Annotated in this window: 18 protein-coding genes and 1 pseudogene; 11 read left to right on the forward strand and 8 right to left on the reverse strand. The window is 70.1% G+C overall.

Features of this window, described 5'->3' with window-relative positions:
• The first annotated feature begins 3 nt into the window (after positions 1 to 3).
• A complete protein-coding gene (locus tag ACP4J0_RS24065) occupies positions 4 to 669 on the forward strand; it encodes a response regulator (protein WP_426600744.1) in 666 nt (221 codons plus the stop codon).
• A gap of 278 nt (positions 670 to 947) precedes the next feature.
• The gene (locus tag ACP4J0_RS24070) at positions 948 to 2,045 is read left to right on the forward strand and encodes a hypothetical protein (protein WP_426600745.1); all 1,098 of its coding nucleotides are present in this window, start codon (positions 948 to 950) and stop codon (positions 2,043 to 2,045) included.
• Between the two features lie 93 nt (positions 2,046 to 2,138).
• Here the strand turns inward: ACP4J0_RS24070 and ACP4J0_RS24075 are convergent, their stop codons facing one another.
• The 3 genes from ACP4J0_RS24075 to ACP4J0_RS24085 all read right to left on the reverse strand — a co-directional run bounded on the left by ACP4J0_RS24075 (position 2,139) and on the right by ACP4J0_RS24085 (position 3,260).
• A complete protein-coding gene (locus ACP4J0_RS24075) occupies positions 2,139 to 2,525 on the reverse strand; it encodes a toxin Doc (protein ID WP_426600746.1) in 387 nt (128 codons plus the stop codon).
• 3 nt (positions 2,526 to 2,528) lie between these two features.
• Positions 2,529 to 2,768, reverse strand: coding sequence for an antitoxin MazE7 (locus tag ACP4J0_RS24080; protein WP_426600747.1), 240 nt, complete (start codon positions 2,766 to 2,768; stop codon positions 2,529 to 2,531).
• A gap of 135 nt (positions 2,769 to 2,903) precedes the next feature.
• Positions 2,904 to 3,260, reverse strand: coding sequence for a DUF1036 domain-containing protein (locus ACP4J0_RS24085; RefSeq protein WP_426600748.1), 357 nt, complete (start codon positions 3,258 to 3,260; stop codon positions 2,904 to 2,906).
• 182 nt (positions 3,261 to 3,442) lie between these two features.
• On the opposite strand from ACP4J0_RS24085, the gene ACP4J0_RS24090 reads away from it, so the two are divergent.
• Positions 3,443 to 4,162 carry a helix-turn-helix domain-containing protein gene (locus ACP4J0_RS24090; protein WP_426600749.1) on the forward strand — a complete coding sequence of 240 codons (720 nt, stop codon included), beginning with the start codon at positions 3,443 to 3,445 and terminating at the stop codon, positions 4,160 to 4,162.
• Here the strand turns inward: ACP4J0_RS24090 and ACP4J0_RS24095 are convergent.
• The gene (locus tag ACP4J0_RS24095) at positions 4,077 to 4,919 is read right to left on the reverse strand and encodes an SDR family oxidoreductase (RefSeq protein WP_426600750.1); all 843 of its coding nucleotides are present in this window, start codon (positions 4,917 to 4,919) and stop codon (positions 4,077 to 4,079) included. The genes ACP4J0_RS24090 and ACP4J0_RS24095 overlap by 86 nt on opposite strands.
• Before the next feature lie 93 nt (positions 4,920 to 5,012).
• Entirely contained in the window at positions 5,013 to 5,777 is a 765-nt protein-coding gene (locus tag ACP4J0_RS24100) for an SDR family NAD(P)-dependent oxidoreductase (protein ID WP_426600751.1), read from the reverse strand.
• 245 nt (positions 5,778 to 6,022) lie between these two features.
• Here ACP4J0_RS24100 and ACP4J0_RS24105 point away from each other — a divergent pair, with 245 nt between their 5' ends.
• On the forward strand, positions 6,023 to 6,910 hold the full coding sequence (locus ACP4J0_RS24105) for a helix-turn-helix transcriptional regulator (RefSeq protein WP_426600752.1): 888 nt from the start codon (positions 6,023 to 6,025) through the stop codon (positions 6,908 to 6,910).
• A gap of 676 nt (positions 6,911 to 7,586) precedes the next feature.
• Here the strand turns inward: ACP4J0_RS24105 and ACP4J0_RS24110 are convergent.
• The gene (locus ACP4J0_RS24110) at positions 7,587 to 8,189 is read right to left on the reverse strand and encodes a hypothetical protein (protein WP_426600753.1); all 603 of its coding nucleotides are present in this window, start codon (positions 8,187 to 8,189) and stop codon (positions 7,587 to 7,589) included.
• Between the two features lie 76 nt (positions 8,190 to 8,265).
• Here ACP4J0_RS24110 and ACP4J0_RS24115 point away from each other — a divergent pair, with 76 nt between their 5' ends.
• Both ACP4J0_RS24115 and ACP4J0_RS24120 read left to right on the forward strand, forming a co-directional pair.
• On the forward strand, positions 8,266 to 8,940 hold the full coding sequence (locus ACP4J0_RS24115; protein ID WP_426600754.1) for a hypothetical protein: 675 nt from the start codon (positions 8,266 to 8,268) through the stop codon (positions 8,938 to 8,940).
• Positions 8,910 to 9,146, forward strand: a complete 237-nt coding sequence (locus ACP4J0_RS24120) for a hypothetical protein (RefSeq protein ID WP_426600755.1) — start codon at positions 8,910 to 8,912, stop codon at positions 9,144 to 9,146. The genes ACP4J0_RS24115 and ACP4J0_RS24120 overlap by 31 nt, the downstream gene beginning before the upstream one ends.
• Positions 9,147 to 9,913: 767 nt before the next feature.
• Here the strand turns inward: ACP4J0_RS24120 and ACP4J0_RS24125 are convergent.
• The gene (locus ACP4J0_RS24125) at positions 9,914 to 10,330 is read right to left on the reverse strand and encodes an ester cyclase (RefSeq protein WP_426600756.1); all 417 of its coding nucleotides are present in this window, start codon (positions 10,328 to 10,330) and stop codon (positions 9,914 to 9,916) included.
• Positions 10,331 to 10,463: 133 nt separating this feature from the next.
• On the reverse strand, positions 10,464 to 11,255 hold the full coding sequence (locus ACP4J0_RS24130) for an MBL fold metallo-hydrolase (protein ID WP_426600757.1): 792 nt from the start codon (positions 11,253 to 11,255) through the stop codon (positions 10,464 to 10,466).
• An 84-nt stretch (positions 11,256 to 11,339) separates the two neighbouring features.
• On the opposite strand from ACP4J0_RS24130, the gene ACP4J0_RS24135 reads away from it, so the two are divergent.
• From ACP4J0_RS24135 to ACP4J0_RS24155, 5 genes and pseudogenes are all read left to right on the forward strand, one after another.
• Entirely contained in the window at positions 11,340 to 11,957 is a 618-nt protein-coding gene (locus tag ACP4J0_RS24135) for an ABATE domain-containing protein (protein ID WP_426600758.1), read from the forward strand.
• Between the two features lie 362 nt (positions 11,958 to 12,319).
• Positions 12,320 to 13,138, forward strand: coding sequence for a MerR family transcriptional regulator (locus ACP4J0_RS24140; protein WP_426600760.1), 819 nt, complete (start codon positions 12,320 to 12,322; stop codon positions 13,136 to 13,138).
• Entirely contained in the window at positions 13,135 to 14,124 is a 990-nt protein-coding gene (locus tag ACP4J0_RS24145) for a BtrH N-terminal domain-containing protein (protein ID WP_426600761.1), read from the forward strand. The genes ACP4J0_RS24140 and ACP4J0_RS24145 overlap by 4 nt, the downstream gene beginning before the upstream one ends.
• Positions 14,125 to 14,341: 217 nt before the next feature.
• Positions 14,342 to 14,469 (forward strand): annotated as a pseudogene (locus ACP4J0_RS24150) (IS256 family transposase); the annotation flags it as partial.
• A 45-nt stretch (positions 14,470 to 14,514) separates the two neighbouring features.
• Positions 14,515 to 15,501 (forward strand): GNAT family N-acetyltransferase, encoded by a 987-nt coding sequence (locus tag ACP4J0_RS24155; RefSeq protein WP_426600762.1) that lies wholly within the window; start codon positions 14,515 to 14,517, stop codon positions 15,499 to 15,501.
• The last annotated feature ends 252 nt before the right edge of the window (positions 15,502 to 15,753 follow it).

Below are 15,753 nucleotides of genomic sequence, written 5' to 3' on the forward strand. Positions count from 1 at the left end.
GGAATGATTCGCGTACTGCTCGCCGACGACGAGGCCATTATCAGGGCCGGGGTCCGCTCCATCCTGACCACCGAACCGGACATCGAGGTCGTGGCCGAGGCCGGGGACGGCCGTGAGGCGGTGGAGCTGTCCCGCAGGCACCGGCCGGACGTGATCCTGCTCGACATCCGCATGCCGGAGATGGACGGCCTGGCCGCCGCCGGGGAGCTGAGGGCCACCAACCCGGACAGCGCCGTGGTCGTCCTGACCACCTTCGGCGAGGACAAGTACATCGAGCGCGCCCTCGACCAGGGCGTGGCCGGCTTTCTGCTGAAGGCCTCCGACCCGCGTGACCTGATCTCCGGGGTGCGGGCCGTGGCGTCCGGCGGTGCCTGTCTCTCCCCGCTGGTGGCACGGCGGCTGATGACGGAGCTGCGCCGGGCCCCCGCGCCGCGCGCGGAGGCCTCCGGGGACCGCACCGCGCTGCTGACCAAGCGGGAGCAGGAAGTGCTGGGGATGCTCGGCGCCGGTCTGTCCAACGCGCAGATCGCCGAGCGGCTGCATCTGGTCGAGGGCACGATCAAGGCGTACGTCAGCGCCATCCTCAGCCGGCTCGGCGTCCGCAACCGGGTGCAGGCGGCGATCATCGCCTACGAGGCGGGGCTGGTGAACAAGGACGACCTGGGGTAGCCGGTACGGCCGGCCGGCGCACCGTCAACTGCGGTGCACGGGCTCGCAGTTCAGCTCCGGCCCTGTCCCCGCGTCCGCTCCCTCACGAAGCGGGCGAGCCGGGTCGCGCCCTCGGCGGCCTGCTCGACGGTGACGCCACATTGGCGGGATTCACACGAGAGCCCACCTGTACCCACGCCGGCGACCGCACCGGGCCCGCCGTCTCCGCCTCCGTGGTGACGTCCTACGATGCGTCAGTCCTCCGGCGGATCCGGATCATCGTGCGGCAAGGGGAGTCCATGCGCCTGTCCAGCTACCTCAGGAAGGCTGCCATGGGCGCGGTGGCGATATCCCTCCTCGCCGGGTGCGCGGGGGAACAGGGCGCGGGGGAACAGGCCGCGGGCGGGGCCGTGGAGCGAGCCGCGGAGAGGCCTGCCTCCTGGACGGACCTGCCGGTGCGGACCGGCGCACGGGACGTCGTCCACACGGACACCGACCACCGGTCGTACAAGGTCAGGATTGCGGTCAAGAGCCTGGTCCGGGGTTCGAAGGAGGACATGCGGGGGGCGCGCGTGGACGAGGAACTGAAGGGCATGGTTCCCCACTACCTCGCCTTCGAGGTCACCAACACCGGCCGGAAGGAAATCCCCGCCGCCTACATGGTGGACAGCGACTTCGCCCTGAACGGCACCGACTGGGCGCGTGGGGAGAAGGTCTACGTCAGCGGCGGCAGGCCGGGCGGGGGCGACCTGCCCTGCGCGGACACCGCGCCGAAGACGCTGGCGCCCGGCGACTCGTACAACACCTGCGTGACCTACGCGTTGCCCGAAGGCGTCGGCGTGCTGTCGCTGACGTACAACGCCGACGGCTACCTCGACGAGGGCGGGGCGGTCGACACCTGGCCCGTCGAGGGCGGCATCGAGGCGGCGTCCGCAGAGCTGGCGGAGCCGGGCGACATCGTCCGCGTCCGGTGGGACGCCCGCGAGGACGGCGTCCTCGAACTGCCCGCCACGCTGGCTTCCGTACGCCGGGGCAGCGCGGCCGACCTGGCGGGCCTGGACCTCGGCCTCAACGAGAACGAGCGACGCGGCGTCCCGTACTACGTGTCGGTCACCTACACCAACACCGGACCGAAAGACCTCTACGCCGACCAGGCCGACCACGTCCGCCTGCTCACCGAGGGCGGTCGGCAGATACAGGGGAAGACCCCCTTCGTCCTGGACACGAAGATCCCCGGCTGTCCCTCCGACTGGGTCGCCCGGATGATCCCGCCGGGCGACAGCGTGACGGAGTGCAGCATCCACCTGGTGACGGACGACGACGACAAGCCGTTCGCGGTGGGTTTCGCGGAGGCGGGCCGGCCGGGACTGGTGGCTTGGCGGGCTCCCCTCCACTGAGGCGGCCGGGCCGGCCGGCCGACCTGCCGCCCGTCTTCGCGAGCGGCGCCACATCCCCGACCTGCAGGGGCTGCGAGTCGGCCGACAGCGGGGTCAGGCCGTCGGCAGGCGCAGTGAGCGCAGCCGTTCGGCGACGGCGAAGGAGTCGAGGCGCAGGGCGGCGATGTCGGCGATCAGGTCCCGCCAGGCCTCGAACTTGGTGTTCACCCGCTCCCCGTGGATGCCGAGGTAGGCCACGGCCACGCCGAAGCCGTACAGCTCGTTGCGCGCGGGCAGCGGCCGGAGTACGACGCACTCCTCCAGCATCACGGCCGCACGCCAGAAGGCGTCCGGGTGGTGCTGGTCGTGGCGGGGCGGGTCGACCTTGTGCCGGGCGGCCAGGCCGGCGAACACGGAGTAGTCGTTGACCGCGAGATCGTCCAGCAGCTCGGCCTGGCGTTCCAGGAACCACCGGTAGTCGACGTAGTACTCGGCAGGCACAGGTCAGGCCGCCCGCGGGGCGTGCCGGGCCGGCGCCGGGCCACCGTATTCGGCGTCGAACGCGGCGACCGTCTCCGGGTCGCCGGTGACCCGCCGGAAGATCTCCGCGCCCTCGGCCAGCGCCCGCTCGCGCCGCTTCTCCTCGGCCACCTGCGCGAGGTAGGCGTCCAGCGGCAGCCCCGCGGCGTCGGCCAGGGCCCGCAGCGCGTCCGCGGTGGTGTCGTCGATCTCGATGCCAGCCATGCGTCGAGTATGCCGCGCGAGACCATGTCCAGGCCAGCCACCTGGGAATACTGTCCTGACTTGGGCGAGCCGGCAACGGGAGGACCACCATCACCTGCCGGCCGACGTCACGGCAGCCGCGCCGCGGCCGACCCGTCAGGGACCGACGACGTTGATCGTATGGTTGATCGAGGTCACCGGCACGATTACCTTTTTCATGCCGAGCAGCCGGGAGTCGCTGCTCCCCGTGGTCCAGCACCAGTCGAATGCCCGGTCCGGAAGTTGGGTGAGGAAGTCGCCACCCCAGCTCAGAGTTCTGTCCTGATTCTCCGCGAAGAAGAAGTACTTCGCCCCGTTGACCGGGCCGGAACGCACCCTCAGATCCGTGTGCGGAGTGACCATGAACCATCCGGTCTTCGACCACGGGTCGCCCTCCGACGCGCAGTCGCTGTCCGAATAGGCGTAAGCGAACCAGACAGTCTTCGACGTGCTGTTCTGGAAATAGAGTCCCACGGTCATCCCTCCTGCGGCGTGGGGTCGTCACCGCGGCCGTCGTCGCCGGGGCCCGAAGCTGCAACCGTTGCTGCTGTCTGAGGACGAGCGGGCGGTGTTGGAGCGGTGGACACGTCGGGTGACACCCACTCAGGCTCTGGCCCTGCGGACGCGAATCGTGTTGGCTTGCGCGGGGGCCGGAGGTGCCGCCGATCGTCGCGGTCGCCCGGGACCTGCGGGTGACCGCGGACACGGTCCGCAAGTGGCGGCGGCGCTTCCTCGCCGAACGGCTGGCCGGGCCGGCCGACGAGCCCCGGCCGGGCCGGCCACCGAATGTCAGCATCGACCAGGTGGAAGCGGTGGTGGTCACCACGCTGGAACAACTGCCGAAGAATGCCACCCACCGGTCACGCACGTGGATGGCCCAGCACAGCGGCCTCTCGAGTGGACGCGGCCGGGTCTGGCGGCAGTTCCAGCTCAAGCCGCATCTGGCCGACACCTTCAAGCTGTCGACGGACCCGTTGTTCGTGGAGAAGGTCTACGACGTCGTGGGTCTGTACTTCAACCCGCCCGAGGGCGCGGTGGTGCTCTCGGTGGACGAGAAGTCGCAGATCCAGGCCCTGGACCGGTCCCGGGGTGAAGCGGACCAGCGCGGCGGCCAGGCGGGACGGTTCAGACGGCGCCTCGATCCTGTCGAGGTAGACGTCGCGGTGAACCGCTCGGCCGGGGCCTGCATGGTGGGAGTCTCGGTGACATGTTTCATGGCACCTGTCCTTGATCCGTGCTCGGGTAAGGGCCGTCCGGCGCCTCCGCGGTCACACGCTGGTGGGCTGCCGCTCAGGCAGCGTCGTCGTGGCCGAGGTTGCCGCCCAGCTCACGAGAGGCTTCGACCTGTGCGAGAAGCTCCTGGGCCTTGGCGGTGACGCCCTCGATGGCGTCGGCGCCGGCGACGAAGCGCAGCGGCGGCTGGTCCTGGTCGGCGAGGGTCAGCAGGGCGTGGGCGAGCTTGGCGGGGTCTCCGGGCTGCTGCCCGTTGATGCTCTTCCAGGATTCGACCGTGGCGGTGGTGCGCTCGGCGTAGTCGTCGATGGTCGGCTCGGGCCAGGTGGTGGAGGCGTCGACGAGCAGCTCGGTGCGGAAGTAGCCGGGCTCCACGATCGTGGTGCGGATGCCGTACGGCTCGATGTCGTGGTGCAGTGCTTCCATCCAGCCCTCGACGGCGAACTTGGAGGCCGCGTAGGCGGAGGTGAACTCCGTGCCGACCTGACCGGCGAGCGAGGAGGTCGTGATGACGTGGCCGTCGCGCTGAGCGCGCATGACGGGCAGGACGGCGCGGGTGACGTTCATCGGGCCGAAGAGGTTGGTCTCGATCTGCCGGCGCATGTGCTCCGGGGGGACCTCCTCGAAGTAGCCGGCGAAGAAGTTCCCGGCGTTGTTGATCAGGACGTCGATGCGGCCGAAGCGGTCGACCGCGGCCTGGGCGGCCGTGTGCGCGTCGTCCAGTCTGGTGACGTCCAGCTTGGTGACCAGGAGGTTGTCCTGCGAGCCGCCCAGGGTTTTCTCGACCTCCTCGGGGCGGCGGCCGGTGGCGACGACCTGATGCCCGGCTGCGAGGGCCTGGCGGACGATGTCCGTGCCCAGACCGCGTCCGGCACCGGTGACGAAGATGACCTTGCTCATGAGGGATTCCTTTCGGGTTCCGTAGGCGGGGACCCGGTGGGTTGGGGGGAGTCGGTGAGTTGTGCTGGCCAGGCTGTGCGGCAGTGGAGGGGCTCATGCCTGTTCGGTGGGCATGAGCCACAGTTCGCCGATGGCGGCGTGGCGGGGACGGGTGACCATGTAGGCGACGGCGTCGGCGATGTCGTCGGCGGCCAGGACCTCGGTCGCCTCGAAGTAGGGGTCGATCAGTTCGCTGCGGATCTCGGGCTTGTTGTGCGTGCCCAGTTCGCTCTCCACGGCGCCCGGCTCAAGGACACCGACGCGCACATGGCGCTGGGTGACTTCCTGGCGCAGGGACTCGGTGAAGGCGTGCACACCGAACTTGGTGACGTTGTAGACGCCGAAGCCCTTGCTCGCCACGCGGCCGGCGACAGAGCCGATGTTGACGATGTCGGCGACCTGGCGCGGGTCCTGTTCGGCGGCCTTGAGCAGGTGCGGCAGGGCGGCGCGAGTGGTGTAGAGCAGGCCTTGGACGTTGACGGCGATCATGCGGTCCCACTCCTCGGCGTCCGCGCCGACGACGGGGCCCAGGAGCATCAGGCCAGCGTTGTTGACCAGGGTGTCCAGCCGTCCGAACCGCTCGACGACCTGCTGTACCGCGCCCTCGGCCTGGATGCGGTCGGTGATGTCCGTTTCCACCACCGTGGCGGTGCCTCCCGTCTGCTCGATCTCAGCGGCAAGAGCCTCCAGGCGGACCTTGCGGCGGGCCACGAGCGCCACCGAGGCGCCCTGCTCGGCGAGCCGACGGGCGGTGGCGGCGCCGATACCGCTGCTCGCGCCGGTGACGAGCGCGACGGTGCCGGTCAGTATCGAAGCCATCGGGGGTGTCCTCTCTCCAGACGTACGGCGTGAAGGGCAGACGGCGGGCAGCGGCAGCGACGATCTCCTACGTGCCGTCACGGCGCGTACTCTTCGAATGATCAGTGCCGTTCACCGGGCCCGCTGTCCAGACAACCACCCGCGAAGGTCCCGTGGACCGCTCAAGAGGGCACCGCTCTTCCGGGGGTCTGCCAGTACCCCCTTCAGCACGCTGACCTGCCGGGTACCGCCGTACCGTGGGACCCATGGACCGCAGCAGCGAGATCCGCGAGTTCCTGCGCACCCGCCGGGCCCGGATCACCCCCGAACAGGCCGGCCTCGCCCCGTACGGCGGCTCCCGCCGCGTGCCGGGGCTGCGCCGCGAGGAGGTCGCCCAGCTCGCCGGGGTCAGCGTTGACTACTACATCCGCCTGGAGCGGGGCCGCACCCAGGGCGTCTCCGAAACCGTCCTGGAGGCCGTCGCCCGCGCCCTGCACCTGGATGACGCCGAACGCGCCCACCTCTTCGACCTCGCCCAGCCCACCGCCACCACTCGGGCCCGCCGCAAGCGCCCCCTCGCCCCCCAGCGGGTCCACCCGGTCCTCTATCGCACCCTGGACTCACTCGACGTCCCCGCGGTGGTCCAGGGACGACGCACGGACGTCCTGGCCGCCAACCGGCTGGCCCACGCCCTGTACACCGACTTCGAAGCCCGGCCCCGCCGCGAGCGCAACTTCGCCCGCTTCGTCTTCCTCGACCAGGCCGCCCGCGCGTTGTACGCCGACTGGGAGCGGGTCGCCGGCGACTGCCTGGCCATGCTGCGCCTGTACGCCGGACGCCACCCCGACGACCCGCAGCTCACCGAGCTGATCGGAGAGCTGTCCCTGCACAGCGACATCTTCCGCCGCATGTGGGCCGACCACGACGTCCAAGCCCACACCAGCGGCACCAAACGCCTCCACCACCCGCTCGTCGGCGACCTCACCCTCGACTACCTGGTCCTGGCCGTCGAAGGCGACCCCGAACAGACCCTCACCATCTACACCCCCGAACCCGCCTCCCCCTCCGCCGAAGCCCTCAGCCTCCTCGCCAGCTGGACCGGTACTTCGGCCACCGGGCCACACACCCGTGAAGAGAAGACCAAGGGACTGTAAATCGTTCGGTGTAACTCCCGATCAAGGAGGTCTGCGGTTGCGGGACGAAGCCTTTGCCCTGGTCGGCCGGGTTGGGCAGACGACTTCGACGTCGGTGTCCAGCAGGGCTCCGTGGAGGAGGACCTCGTCCGTGAATGCGCTGGTTTCCCGTTTGCCGGGCGTGCCAGATCCGTCGAGGCGGTCTTTCGCAGAGCCGGATGCCGCATCTCCTCCGCTCGACGGTCAGAAATGGTCGAGGGGCTCGGCTGCGTACGTTCCGTCCTCCAGCTGTACGTCTGTCAGTTCGTAGAGGCGCTGGCGGCCGCCGACCCAAGAAGTGATCTTGGTTCCGGATCTTGGTTCCGGTCGGCCGGGTGGTCTCGTACCGTACGGGCGCGCCGTCGGCGCCCTCCGTGCGCAGGAGGGTGAAGTGGCGGACGCGGGGCGGCTCGGGCGCCGTGGCCCGGCTCCGTCGGTACAGCCAGGTACCGCCGGCGGCAGCGACCAGAAGCATGACGGTCAGCCACTGGCCCAGGGCCGTCCCGAGAAGATCCAGGCTCTGGTCGAGGGCGAGGGAGACGAGGGCGGGCATGGCGGCATCACTCCTGCGAGGTGGTGGTCAGGGCCCGCCGGGTGACGGACCGCGCCGACTTTCCCGGAGCGGGTGGTTAGCCGCGCAACCCCGCTTTGACCTGCCTCATCCCTCCTGCTCACGCTCGCTTCTGGGTGTCGGTCCCCGCGTCGACGCCGCCCTCGAACAGCGTCTTCGGAGCGTCGTCGGCGGCGTCCCGGCCGGGCGGCACGGCGAAGGCGGACGGTGCCTCTTCGCTCCAGGGGGCGGGCGGCTCCGGTGATTGGGGGTCCCTTCGCCGGTGGCCAGGGCGGCGATGGCGGCCCGGAAGACGGGCACGTTCTCGCTGGTCATCTCGTAGGCGATGTTCTTGTGCCAGCTGGGGTTGTCCGGGTCCCACACCGGCGTGATGGGCGCGCTGATCCCTTCGGGCCACCAGCCCTCGCGCACGCCGCGCGGGATGGCGCGGGACAGGGCGACGGTCGGGCCGTTGAGTTTCCCGAGGGCGGCGCGCAGTCGGTCCGCGCCGATGTAGCCGTCGCCGTCGACGATGACCATCTCGGCGAACCTGCGGGCGCCGGCGGTCAGCGAGCGCAGGTAGCGCGTGGCGCGCTCGACGGTCCAGTCGGTGTCGACGGTCGTGACGGTCAGCTCCGCGTGGTGCGCTGCGGCAAGCGTGACGAGCTTCTCGGCGAACTCCTTGTCCGCGCCCTCGATCGTGATCCTCACGAGATCCCTTCCGTCAGATTCTTACCCAGTTCTCCGGGTTCTCCATGGAGTATGGCCACCGCACGCCGGAAACCGTATGGAGAAGTTCTGCGGAGCGCAGGAGTTCCCCGAACTGGAGGCCACGCGCGGCGCGTTGGTGGCGTTCGTCGTGTGGCTGCTGGACCGGGGCCGGGTGGACGGGAAGGGCTACGCCGCGTCGTCGGCGAGCACGATCCTCGCCGGGGCCGTCGTGGAGCTGCGCCGCCGTGGTGCGGAGGTGAGCCGGGACGACCAGGGGCAGGCCCGGGCGACGCTGGAGGCGGCAGCCGTGGAACTGCTGAAGGCGGGGGAGCGGCGCGGCCGGGGCCAGGCGGTCGCGGCCGAGGTCCCCGACCTGTACCGGGTGGCGAGGGCCCGCCCCGACACCCTGGCCGGGGCCCGGGACAAGGCGCTCGTCCTGACCGGCTTCCACTACGCCTCGCGTGCCCAGGACCCCGCCGTCCTCCTCGCCGGGGACGTCGCCCACACCCCGCGCGGGCTGGTCGTGTCGGTACTCACCGGCAAGACCAGGCACAGCGTGCGTGACGCGAAGATCAACTACCAGCAGGACCCGGAATCTGCCCGGTGGAGGCGTGGAAGGCGTACCGGACCCGCCTCGCCGCCGAGGCCGCGCCGCGCTGGTCGGAGCCGGAGGCCTCCGCGTTCGTCGGCGTCGACCGGCACGGCAACGTCACGGGCGGCATGGTCCCCGACTCCGTCACCCGGGCCGTGAAGCGGATCAGCGTCCGCGCCGGCATCCCGCTTGCCTGGACCGGCCACTCCCTCCGCATCGGCCTGGCCACGACAGCCCGCAGGCGCGGGAAGGACGCCGTGGCGATCGCCGACCAGGGCGGATGGGCCCGGCACTCCCGCTCCATGAACGGATACTTCCAGCGGGTCGACGGCTGGGAGGACAACGCCACCGCCGGCCTCACCTGACCACCGGACGGCGACCAGGAGACACCCACGGGCAAGACCAGGCCCCTGCCCCGCCGGGCCCGGGCCCGGGCCGCAGAACTCGTTCTCACTCATTCACCGAGATCTCGAGTTGCAAGCTGGTGGAATGGCTCCTCGGCCCTGTTCTCGTATAGCTACGGCGAACGGACATGTAGCGCTGTGTGATTGCCCTGGTGCTCGTTTCTCCTGGCCCGGCGCCTCGTTGAGCTGAACGAGTGATCTCGGTCGTGGGGTGCCTGTTCGCGGACGTGTCGGAGAAGCTGGTGGACGCCTGGCGGGCGCGGGCATCGAAGGAATACCCGGCGAACCTGGAGCGGATGAAGCTGCCGCGGCGCCTGACACTGCTGGCCACGCTGTGCCACGTGCGGCAGACGGAGATCACCGACTCGCTGGTGGACTTGTTCATCCAGCTCGTACTGAAGATCAACACGCGTGCGGAGCGGCGGGTCGAGAAGGAGCTGGGGGCGGAGCTGAAGAAGGTCCGCGGCAAGGAGGCGATGCTGCTGCGGGTCGCGGAGGCGGCCCTGTCGGAGCCGTCCGGCACCGTGCGGCGGGTGATCTTCCCGGTGGTCGGCGGAGAGAAGACCCTCAAGGCGTTGGCAGCGGAGGTCGCGGCGAACGAGGCCCGCTACAAGGCCCGGGTCCGCACCGTGCTGCGGTCGTCGTACTCGGCGTTTCGCTCCAGGCGCGCGCCGTCGGTGGGCGGCGGTGGAGGGGCGCAGGGCGTGGCCCTGTCGAGGCCCGTGCCGTCAGGCGGCGGAGCCGGCCGTGAGCTGGTCCATGATGTCGGCCAAGTTGTAGTGGGCCCGCTTCTCGATGATCTTCCCGTCCTTGAACGTGAACAGGTTGAACATGGAAAAACGTACGTGCGCTCCGCGTGGGGGGATGCCGTAGTAGTCGCCGCCCTGGTCCCCTTCGACCACGACGTAGGCGCCGACCTTGTCGGCTTCGGCGACGGTGTCGAGGACCGTCAGGCGGATGCCGGGGAAGGCGTCGACGTGCTTCTTCTCCGCGTCGACGAACCCTGCAGCGCCGGGCCGGGGGTTGTCGATCTGGGGGTAGAAGACGAAGTCCGGGTGGAACATGCCGGTGAGCGTGTCGTAGTCGCCCTGCTGAAGGGCCTGGTAGAAGCGGTGCACGAGGCCGGCGTTGGTTCCGGTGGACATGTGATCGGGTCCTTCTCTGTCGTTCTGGCACGGCGCAGGGGACGCCGCGAGGATTGCTCCCGGGGTCGGGGCTCGGTGTGTGGGGAGCCCCGACCCCGGCACGAGGTCTCGGTTCCTGAGCTGCGGTCCGGGCTCAGGCGCGCTGCGTCCAGTCCCGGTCCAGGCGGTCGGTCAGGCCCGCGGCGGCGAAGGCTGCCTCCAGCTCGTCGCGGCCCTCGGTGAAGTGGGCCCAGCTGTCGTGGTGGACGGGGACGACGCGGCGGGCGTCCAGAATCCGGGTGGCCTCGGCGGCCTGGGCGCTGTCCAGGACGATCAGGTTGCCGTCGAAGAGCATGGGGAAGCGGGGGGCGCCGGCGAACAGGAGGGCGGTGTCGATCGGGGCGAAGCGGTCGGCGATCTCCCTGACCGCGTCGAGCGAGGCGTTGTCGCCGCTGACGTAGACCGTGGGCAGGCCCTCGCCCGTCAGGACGAAGCCGACGACCTGGCCGGCGAAGGGCTCGATCTCCTCGCGCGCGCCGGGGCCGTGGATGGCCGGGACCCCGGTCACAGTGATGGTGCCGCCGCCCGGGCGCTCCAGCTCGGTCGACTCCCAGTCGGCCAGGCCCTTGGCCTTCGCCCCGAGGCGCTCGCCGCCGCCGGGGGTGGTGAGGGTGAGGGGGACGTCGGCGAGCAGGGCGCGGCCGGAGGTGTCGAGGTTGTCGGCGTGCTCGTCGTGGGAGAGCAGGACCACGTCGATGGGGCCGAGCTCGGCGGGTGTGGTGGTGGAGGGGGCGGTCTTGGTCAGGGTGGGGCCACCGGGCGAGGCGTAGTCGCCGGGGCCGTCGAAGGTCGGGTCGGTCAGGAAGCGCAGGCCGCCGTACTCGAACAGGGCGGTCGGACCGCCGAACGTGCGGACCGGGAACTGGTTGGCGTTGAGCTGGGACATCACGTCTCCATTTCTCACGAAAAAAATCTGTGTTTAACGTGATTCCAGGCTAGGCAGGTATCACGGAAAAATGCAAGCGCTACCATGAGGGGCGTGGATGACACCCTGGCCACCGACGTGGCACCGACCGCTCTGCCCCCGGCACCGGGTGCCGACCGGTACCGCTCCCTGGACTTCGCCGACACCGCCGCCACCCTGCCCGCCAGCCAGAGCTACGACCTGCTCGCCGCCCCGGAATCCGCCATGCGCTGGCTCGCCGCCCACGACCTGACCACCCCGGACGTACAGCTGTACGAGGTGTGCGCACAGCGGATGCGCACGCTGCGCGCCCACATCCGCGCCCTGTTCGCCGCCCGCGTCGACACCACCACCCCGCCCGAGGAATCCCTGCGCGCGGTGAACGAGGCCCTCACGGCCGTGCCCACCGCCCCCCTCCTCGCCTGGGACGGGGCCCGGGGGCTGCGCCGCGTCCAGGCGCACCCCACCGACCAGGCCGTCAACCACGCACTGGCGACCCTCGCCGCCGACGCCGCCGACCTGCTCACCGGTCCCGACGCCGACATCCTCGCCGCCTGCGGATCAGCCCCCTGCGACCGGTTCCTCCTGCGCACCCACGGCCGGCGCCACTGGTGCTCCACACGCTGCGGCGACCGTGCCCGCGCCGCCCGCGCCTACGCCCGGCGCAGCGGCGCCTCGGACTGACGCACCACCCCCGGGCCCTCCGGCGGACCGCCCGGTGGCCACGCGAAACACCTTCAGCAGGCTGCTTCCGGTTGCCAACCGACAGCCGGGCAAGCACGCCTGTCCGAAGTGCGGCGGCATGACGACGGGGCGGCGGCATGGCGGTGAAGCCGACGGACGACAAGCCCAGTCGGCTGTACGCCGTCTCGCTGCCCGAGCAGTGTCCTGCCCTCGCTCGGCATCGCCCTCAGCGGACGCTGCCGGGGCCATTGCCCGCTGTATGACCCGGACGGTCGTAGCGATGACGGCAGCGAACAGGACGTGCTAGAGGCCATTGACACAGCGCTGGACTCTCCCACGGTGGGAGAGTCCACCATGGTGGCGTGCAAGACGAACTTCTCACCATCGGGCGCTTCGCCCGCATGTGCCGCCTCAGCGTCAAGCAGCTACGGCACTACGACGAAATGGGGCTGCTGGCTCCGGTCCGCGTGGACGCCGGCTCGGGCTACCGCTATTACGCACCCGAACAGGCGCGTGATGCCCTGACCATCGCGCTGCTGCGCGAGATGGATCTTCCCCTGGCCGTGATCGCCCAGGCGCTGGCTGCCGAGCCTGAGCGCAGGGCACGGATCCTGCGCGCCGAGCGGGACCGGCTGGCCGAGCGGATCCGCAGGGACCAGGCCCGGCTGGAGATGCTGGAGCGGCTGGCGGAGGGCGGTCTGCCCGGCTATGAGGTGACGATGAGCCGGGAGCCGGAGCGACGGCTGGCGGTGGTGCGAGCGGTCTGCACCCCTGTGGACATCGGAGACGAGGTCGAGGGGTGCGTAGGGCGACTGCTGCCCGTGCTCGGTAGGACGGGAATCGTGTGGGAGCCGCCGCTGTGGGGGCTGTACCCGCTGGATCTGGAAGAGGGGATGGAGATCGCCGTCGGAGCGCAGACCCCGCAGCAGGAAGGCCTGCCCGGCCTGGAATTCGAGGTGCTGCCCGCCGGGCTCGTTGCCGAGACCCTGCACGTCGGGTCCTACGCCCAACTGCCCTTGGCCTACAACGCGCTCTTCGCCACCCTCCACGAGCGCGGCCTGCGCCCGCGAGCACCCGTACGCGAGGCCTATCTCGTCGGACCGGCAGAGGCACCACAAGAAGAACTGATGACCCGACTGACGATCCCCGTCCACATGACCAAGCAGGAGAGCATGGCATGACCAAGGTGATGGACATCGATGCCCGCGGCACGCAGCACTGCGAGACGACAGCCCTGGGGGTGTTACTGCGGCACCAAGGACTCGATCTGTCCGAGCCCATGCTCTTCGGCCTCGGCTCCGGTCTGTCCTTCGTCTACTGGGACAGCAAGAACATGGGCTTCCCCTTCCTCGGGGGACGGAGCAAGCCTTTCGACCTCACCAAGAACCTGGCCGACAGACTCCAGCTGGAGCTCCTGGCCCAGGAGACCACATCCCCGCGCAAGGCATGGCTCAACGTCTTGGCCTCCCTCGACGCCGGCCACCCCGTCGGACTACAGCTCGACAGCTACTACCTGGACTACTTCGGCTCGAAGGTCCACTTCGGCGGTCACATCGTGGCCATGTACGGCTACGACGGCCACAAGGCCTACCTGGTGGACACCGACCAGCAAGGCGGAGCGGTGTCCACCAGCCTGACCAGCCTCGCCCAGGCCAGAGCCGCACGCGGCCCGATGGCCGCCAAACACCGCTCCTTCACACTCACCGCACCGGCGAACCTGCCTTCCCCACAGGGCCAGATCGTCCCCGCCATCACCGCCTGCGCCGACGCCTTCCTCCACCCGCCCATCGCCAACCTCGGCCACCGAGGCATCGAGAAGGCCGGCAAGCTGGTACGCACATGGCTCCAGCGCGCCGATGTCCCGCAGCGAGACCTGCCACAGGCCGCCCTCCTGATGGAGAAGGCCGGCACCGGCGGCGCCCTGTTCCGCAACCTCTACCGTGACTTCCTCGCCGAATGCACCGGCCTGCTCGACAGCAGCCACCTGCGCACCGGCCACACGCTGTACACCGAGGCAGCCGCCCTGTGGCCGGAAGTAGCAGCACTGATCAAGAAGGCCGGCGAATCGGGCGAGACGCAGCTTCTCGTACAGGCCGGTACGATCCTCGGCGATCTTTCGCGCATGGAGCGCGAGGCCATGCAAGCGCTGAGCCGCATCGAGGCGTGAGGCATCAAGCACGCCCCAGCGCCGATGACCTCCAAACGCTTTCTGAAGATCACCGGACGATGGCTCCCGGCGCCCCCGCAGGGCCCTCAAACCAAGCTGCTGGGCGTCTCTCCGGGCACCCTCCACCACCCTCTACCACCACATCCCCGACCTGAGCGAACTGCGTGCCGGCGCCGTCCCGCACCAGCTCGATGCCACGGAGCAGCGGTGACCCGTCAAGCTCGTCGAGTCCGCCCAGCAGCGGTGGCGGGCCGCGAACGCATCCCGTCCCGTCGCCCCCGTCCGCGCCGGGGCCCGCTTCGAACGCGGCCGACGCTCGTTGAACGGCCACGGACGACTGCGGCACGAAAAGGGTGGCGGACCTTCGCCGAAGTCCGAGATCATCCGACCATGTCGGACGACGCACCAGGACAAACCCTTCCGGTCGGCTTCGAGTTCCGGCCGTATCGCGGCGACGAAGACCACGGCCCCATGGCCGCGGTGCGGCTGGGGTGTGCTGAACGGGACCGGATCGACGCCCATTCGGTTGTGGAAGGGCTCCCGACCGCGGCCGAGATCGCCGAAGCCTCCGCCAAGCTGGAGGAGCCGTCCAAGAACCAGATCCTGGTGGTACACGACGGGAGCGTCGTCGGCTACTCGACGATCCGGTGGTGGCAGGAGCGGGACGACACGTGGCTGTACCTGCACCGCGGCCACCTCTTGCCCGAACATCGCCGTCAGGGCATCGGCTCAGCCATGCTGAGCTGGGCCGAAGAGCGGATCCGCCGGCTCGTCGAACAGCATGGAACGGCCCGCACGGCAGTGATCGGCGCGAACGCCGCGGCCTCCGAACAGGACGCCACCGCGCTACTGCTCGCAGCCGACTACCGACGTGTCTTCAGCCTGGTCGAGCTGAAGCTGGGCGATCTTTGGCAGGTGCCCGAACTGCTGGGCAGCGAACTGCCGGCCGGGATACGGACGGGGCCGATCGGGACAAGCCACTACCGCGCAGCCTGGAGGACGGTCGTCGATTCGTATGCGGACACCGGGTTCACCCAGAAATGGACTTTCCAGGACTTCGTCGACACCGCTGACCCGGCATGCTGGAGAGCCGCCTGGAACGGGCAGGACATGGTCGGCGTCGCCCTCTGCTCCCTCCGCCGTCACCACCACACGGTGGGCGAGGTCGAAGAGCTGAGTGTCCGGACGGACCAACGACGCCTGGGAATCGGCCGGGTCCTGCTGCTGGACGGGCTGCGGACTCTTCGCGAGCGGGGTGCAACGACTGCGCGGCTGTTCACGGGCACGGCAAATCCGCACCGGTCCTACGATCTCTACGAGAGCGTGGGGTTCCGGCGGCAGAACGAGTACGTCCGTTACCGCAAGCCGCTTGCTTGACCAACCGGTCATACGCCTGTCCGGCCAGTCCACGTGACTCGATGACCACCGTCCATCCTCACCGGCATGGCCGGCCGTCCCGCCGGTCGTTCCCGCCGGCCGAAGCCGCGCAGGCCCGGAGGCGGCGAGGACCCGTGTCGGGGTGCCGGTAAGAACGCCGTCACCGATCCTGCTGGCTTACTGTCCCTAACAAAGCCGTTGAACGTGGCGGTAGGTGATCACGCAGACCGCCAGCCCGAGGAATGCTTCGTG

It is taken from the genome of Streptomyces sp. WG7 (assembly GCF_049975785.1).
In the GTDB taxonomy this organism is placed as follows: Bacteria; Actinomycetota; Actinomycetes; order Streptomycetales; family Streptomycetaceae; genus Streptomyces.